This is a genomic window from Methylobacterium sp. CCH5-D2 (assembly GCF_001556475.1).
In the GTDB taxonomy this organism is placed as follows: Bacteria; Pseudomonadota; Alphaproteobacteria; order Rhizobiales; family Beijerinckiaceae; genus Methylobacterium; species Methylobacterium hispanicum.
Map to the genome: position 1 here is coordinate 1 of NZ_LSIX01000029.1, position 5,624 is coordinate 5,624.

Consider the following 5,624-nt stretch of genomic DNA (forward strand, 5'->3'; position numbering starts at 1 on the left):
CACCAGGACTCGCTGCTCGCCGAGGTGCCGATGCAGGCGCGCGGGCCTGTATCGCAGCGCAGGATCACGCCGCCGACGCGCGCCTGCATCGGCACCTCGGCGAGCAGCGAGTCCTGGTGGAGGTTGAGCGCTGCCGCCTGCGCGTCCCGGAGCCGGGCCTTGCCCAGCGCCTCGGCCGCGAGCCCGACCAGCGTGAACCAGCCGACGGGCGGCCGGCGTTCGCCCGAGCCGATCACGATGCGGGCGGGGGCCCGGCAATCCAGGCTCATCCGGTCGGCATGCGCCGCCCGGAACACCGCGCCCGGCTCCGCCCGGCCGGCGAGCGAGGCGCCAGTGACGCGGATCACCCGGGCCGCGAGCGCGTCGCAGGAATCGGCCCGCGCCGGCCGAGCGGCGAGGCAGGCGAAAGCGAGGAGGAGCGGTGCGGCGCGCATGGCACCGATGTAGACCGTGCCCGGCGCCGCTGAATAGGGGCCGAACGCGCGGAAGGCGCCGCCCGCTGCCGGTCGGCGCCTTCCCGTGGATCCTGAGGCGGGAGCGGCCTCAACCCGCCTTGTTGAGCTGCACCGCGACGAAGCGGGTGACGCCCTTGCCGCTCTTCACCCGCATCAGCACCGCCTTGCGGCCGGCGCTCTCGGCCGAACGGATCTGCGCCGCGACCTCCGAGGGCTTGCTGACGCTCTGGCCGCCGACATCCAGGATCAGGTCGCCCTGCTCGATGCCCTTGGCGGCGGCCGGCCCGTCCGGATCGACCTCGACCACCGCGACGCCCTGGTCGGCGAGGCCCACCTCGGAGGCCGGCGCGAGGCTGAGGCCCAGCCGCGGTTGCCCGTTCGTTTCCGAATCGCCCCGGCTCGCCACCTTGCCGTCGCTCGGCAGCGAGCCGAGCGTCACCGTCGCGGTGTCGGCCTTGCCGCCGCGGAGGTAGGCGAGATCGACCTTCGCGCCGGGCTTGAGGCCGGCGATCTTGCGCGACAGCTCCTTCGCATCGTTGATCGGGTCGCCGTTGACCTTCTCGATCACGTCGCCGGACTTCAGGCCCGCCTTAGCGGCGGGCGTGCCGTCCTCGGCGTGATCGACGAGCACGCCCTTGGGCTTCGCCAGACCGAGGCCCTCGGCGATGTCCTGCGTCACGGGCTGGACCTGCACGCCGAGATAGCCGCGGGCGACCTTGCCGTCCGTGCGCAGCTGCTCGACCACGGCCTGCACCGTCTCGGCCGGGATCGCGAAGGCGAGGCCGACGCTGCCCCCCGAGGGCGAGGCGATCGCGGTGTTCACGCCCACCACCTCGCCGTTGACGTTGAAGGTGGGGCCGCCCGAGTTGCCCTTGTTGATGGGCGCATCGATCTGCAGGAAGTCGTCGTAGGGCCCGGCGCCGATGTCGCGGCCGCGGGCCGAGACGATGCCCGCCGTCACCGTGCCGCCGAGGCCGAACGGGTTGCCGATCGCCACCACCCAGTCGCCGACGCGCGGCGCGCCCTTGCCGAACTGGACGTAGGGGTAGCTGCCGGCTTCCTTGATCTTCAGAAGGGCGATGTCGGTCTTGGAATCCTTGCCGATGACCTTGGCGTCGAGGGTGCGGCCGTCGTCGAGGGTGACCTGCACGGTCTTGCCGTGGTCCACGACGTGGTTGTTCGTCACCACGTAGCCGTCGGCCGAGATGATGAAGCCCGAGCCTACGGCGCCGCGGCTGCCGCCCCGCTGCTGCTGGCCGCCCGGCCCGCCGTTCTGGCCGAAGCGGCGAAAGAACTCGCGCAGCTGCGGCGGCACGTTCTGCATGTTGCGGCCGCCCTGGCTGGGGCCGTCGTCGTCGTCCATGCTGGCGGTGTCGTCGAGCTTGACCTTCACCGAGACGACGCCGGGCTTCACCTTGTCGACGATGTTGGCGAACGAGCCCGGCGGGTGCTCGGGGGCCTCGATCGGGGTCTTGGGCAGGGCCTGCGCGTAGGCCGGGGTGGCGGCCGGCAGGTAGGCGCCGCCGATCGCGCCGCCCGCCAGAAGCGCGGCTGCGGCCACGGAGGCGAGGGCGCGGCGGTGGGTACGGGTCTCGGGCATCGGGGTCTCCGGTCGGAAAGCTGTGCGCCGCGCGGGCGGCGATGACGCTGTCCTAGACCCCTGCCCCTGACCCACCGGTGGCGGGCGCATTACGGTTTGGTCAGGTTCGGGCTTGGTTCGGGCGCTCCCGTCGCGCAAACAGCGCGCGCAACCCTGGGAGACGCCGACACGTGGCCTGGATCCTCCTCCTCGTCGCCGGTCTGCTCGAGACCGGCTGGGCTATCGGCCTCAAATACACGGAGGGCTTCACGAAGATCGTGCCCTCGGTGCTGACCCTCGCCGCGATGGCGGCGAGCGTGGTTCTGCTCGCGATCGCGCTGCGCACCCTGCCGGTCGGGACCGGCTACGCGGTCTGGACCGGCATCGGCGCGGTCGGCACCGCGATCCTCGGCATCGTCCTGTTCGGCGAGCCCGCGACCGCCGCCCGGATCGCCTGCATCGGGCTGATCGTGGCGGGGATCGCGGGGCTCAAGTTCGCGGGCTGAGGCCTCAGCCCTCCAGCCGCGTCAGCGCCTCTCGGATCTTGGCCAGCCGCTCGCTTTCCGCCTCGCGGCGCTCGCGGTTCTCCTCCACGATCTCCTCGGGTGCGCGTGCGATGAAGTCCGCGTTGCCGAGCTTGCCGTCGATCTTGCGGATCTCGCCCTCGGCCTTGGCGGCCTCCTTCCGGAGGCGCGCGACCTCGGCGGCCAGATCGACGATCCCCTCCAGCGGCAGCGCGGCGACGCTGCCGCGCACGAGCAGTTGCACGGCGTTCTTCGGGGCGGCGTCCGCGAAGGCGATCTCCGAGAGGCGGGCGAGGCGCACCAGCGTGTCGCGCCATGCCTCGATCCGGGCCCGCACCTCGGGGCTCGCACCGACGATCACCAGCGGCACCTGGGCGGCGGCCGGCACGCTCGTCTCGGAGCGGGCCGAGCGCACCTCCGTGACGAGATCGACCACGAATCCGACCTCCGCCTCGGCCCCCGCGTCGGCGAGACCGGCGAGCGCCGGCCAGGGGGCCAGCGCCAGCAGGCCGCGCCCGGGCAGGTCCGCGCCCTTGATCGCCCAGAGCTCCTCCGTGAGGAAGGGCATGAACGGGTGCAGGAGCTTGGCGATCTGGTCGATCAGGAAGGCGACGCTCGCCTGCGTCTCGGCCTTCAGGCCGGCCTCGACGCCCTCACCCTGGAGCACGGGCTTGGCCAGCTCTAGGTACCAATCACAGAAGATGTTCCAGACGAAGCGGTAGGCGGCGGTGGCCGCGTCGTTGAAGCGGTAGGCGTCGAGCGCGCCCTCGACCTCCGCGACCGCGCGGGCGGCCTCTCCGAGCGCCCAGCGGTTGACCGGCTGGCGCACGGCCTCCGGCCGAAAGGCGGGATCGAGCCGGCAGCCGTTGAGTTCGGCGAAGCGGGCGGCGTTCCAGAGCTTGGTCGCGAAGTTGCGGTAGCCCTCGACGCGGTTGACCGCGAGCTTGATGTCGCGCCCCTGCGCGGCCATCGCGGCGAGCGTGAAGCGCAGCGCGTCGGCGCCGTACTGATCGATCAGCCCGAGCGGATCGACCACGTTGCCCTTCGACTTCGACATCTTGGCGCCGGACGCGTCGCGCACCAGCGTGTGCAGGTAGACGGTCGCGAAGGGCACCCGGTCGGTGACGTGCAGGCCCAGCATCATCATGCGGGCGACCCAGAAGAACAGGATGTCCTTGCCGGTGACGAGGGTGCTGGTCGGGTAGAAGCGGGCGAGTTCCGGCGTGCTCTCGGGCCAGCCGAGCGTCGAGAACGGCCAGAGGCCCGAGGAGAACCACGTGTCGAGGACGTCCGGGTCGCGGGTGAGCGCGACCGGGCGCCCGCGCGCGGCCTCGGCTTTCTCCAGCGCCCCGGCCTCGTCCAGCGCGACGTAGACGCCGCCCTCGTCGTCGTACCAGACCGGGATCTGGTGGCCCCACCAGAGCTGGCGCGAGATGCACCAGGGCTCGATGTTCTCCAGCCACTGGAAGAAGATCTTCTCGTAGTTGTCCGGCACGAAGCGGGTCTGCCCGTCGCGGACCGCCTGGAGCGCGCGCTCGGCCAGCGGCTTGACGTTCACGTACCACTGGTCGGTCAGATAGGGCTCGATGACGACGCCCGAGCGGTCGCCGTGCGGCACCGCGTGGGTGTTCGGCTCGATCTGGCGCAGGCGGCCACGCTCCTCCATCAGGGCGACGACGCGCTTCCTCGCCTCGGCCCGGTCGAGGCCGTGGAGCGCCAGCGTCTCGGCCTCGGGCGCGGCATCGGCCAGGAAAGCCGCGTTGCCGTCGATGAGGATGCGCGCTTCGGGGTCGAGCACGTTGATCAGCGCGCAGCCGTGGCGCTTGCCGACCTCGAAGTCGTTGAAGTCGTGCGCCGGGGTGATCTTCACCGCGCCGGTGCCCTTCTCGGGATCGGAATATGTATCCGCCACGATCGGGATCAGGCGGCCGACCAGGGGCAGGCGCACCCTTTTGCCGACGAGGGCCGTGTAGCGCTCGTCCTCCGGGTGGACCGCGACCGCCGTGTCGCCCAGCATGGTCTCGGGCCGCGTGGTCGCGACCGTGATGACCGCGCCGGTCTCGGCGCCGCCCTCGTCCACGACCGGGTAGTCGAAGTGCCAGAGGTTGCCCTTGGTCTCGATCTGCTGAACTTCGAGGTCCGAGATCGCGGTCTGGAACTTCGGATCCCAGTTCACGAGCCGCTTGTCGCGGTAGATCAGCCCCTGCGCGTGGAGGTCCACGAACACCTTGAGGACGGCGGCCGAGAGGCCCTCGTCCATGGTGAAGCGCTCGCGCGACCAGTCGCAGGAGGCGCCCAGCCGCTTGAGCTGGTTGACGATGGCGCCGCCCGATTCCGCCTTCCAGGCCCAGACCCGCTCCAGGAAGGCCTCGCGGCCGAGCGAGCGGCGGTCCGGCTCGCCGTCGGCGGCGAGCTTGCGCTCCACGACCATCTGCGTGGCGATGCCGGCATGGTCCGTGCCCGGTTGCCAGAGCACGTCCTTGCCGCGCATCCGCTCGAAGCGGCAGAGTACGTCCTGCAGCGTGTTGTTGAGGGCGTGCCCCATATGGAGCGTGCCCGTCACGTTCGGCGGCGGGATGACGATGCAGTAGGGCTCGGCGCCCGCGCGCTCGGGGCGGCCGGCGCGGAAGGCGCCCTCGGCCTCCCAGGCGCCGGATACGCGCGCCTCGACGGCGGCGGGATCGAAGGTCTTGTCCATCATGGGGTGTACGGGCCGATCGCGGGCGTGTCTGGAAGCTGCCCGCTTTCAACCCGTCGCGGGCGTCCCGTCAACACGGCACGCCCATCTCGCGCGGGATCAGCGCCCGCGGGAGACCCGCTCGATCTCGGCGCGGACCAGCCGCTCGACCATCACCGGCAGGTTGTCGTCGAGCCACGCCTTCAGCATCGGCCGCAGCATCTCGGCGACGAGGTCGTCCAGCGTCCGGGCGTTGCGCGACAGCACCGTGTGGGCGAGCGCGTTGAAGGCGCTGTTCACGCTGGCATCGGTCGCGGCCGAGATCAGGGGCTCGGCCGGCGCCGGCTCGGCGAAGACCGGCTCGGGGGCGCGGGCCGAGCCCCTGATCT

5 protein-coding genes are annotated in these 5,624 nt (G+C 71.8%); 1 reads left to right on the forward strand and 4 read right to left on the reverse strand.

The window, feature by feature from the left end; translation table 11 throughout:
- The coding region (locus AX737_RS00635; RefSeq protein ID WP_066918180.1) for a hypothetical protein at positions 1 to 434 on the reverse strand (434 nt) is incomplete at its 3' end.
- A 109-nt stretch (positions 435 to 543) separates the two neighbouring features.
- Entirely contained in the window at positions 544 to 2,055 is a 1,512-nt protein-coding gene (locus AX737_RS00640; RefSeq protein ID WP_066918182.1) for a Do family serine endopeptidase, read from the reverse strand.
- A 170-nt stretch (positions 2,056 to 2,225) separates the two neighbouring features.
- Here AX737_RS00640 and sugE point away from each other — a divergent pair, with 170 nt between their 5' ends.
- A complete protein-coding gene (sugE, locus tag AX737_RS00645; protein WP_066918184.1) occupies positions 2,226 to 2,540 on the forward strand; it encodes a quaternary ammonium compound efflux SMR transporter SugE in 315 nt (104 codons plus the stop codon).
- A gap of 4 nt (positions 2,541 to 2,544) precedes the next feature.
- Here sugE and AX737_RS00650 read toward each other — a convergent pair whose 3' ends face one another.
- Together AX737_RS00650 and AX737_RS00655 are read right to left on the reverse strand one after the other, a co-directional pair.
- Positions 2,545 to 5,259 (reverse strand): valine--tRNA ligase, encoded by a 2,715-nt coding sequence (locus AX737_RS00650; protein ID WP_066918186.1) that lies wholly within the window; start codon positions 5,257 to 5,259, stop codon positions 2,545 to 2,547.
- Between the two features lie 96 nt (positions 5,260 to 5,355).
- Positions 5,356 to 5,624, reverse strand: a 269-nt coding sequence (locus tag AX737_RS00655) for a DUF2497 domain-containing protein (RefSeq protein ID WP_156453442.1), incomplete at its 5' end; no start/stop codon positions are given.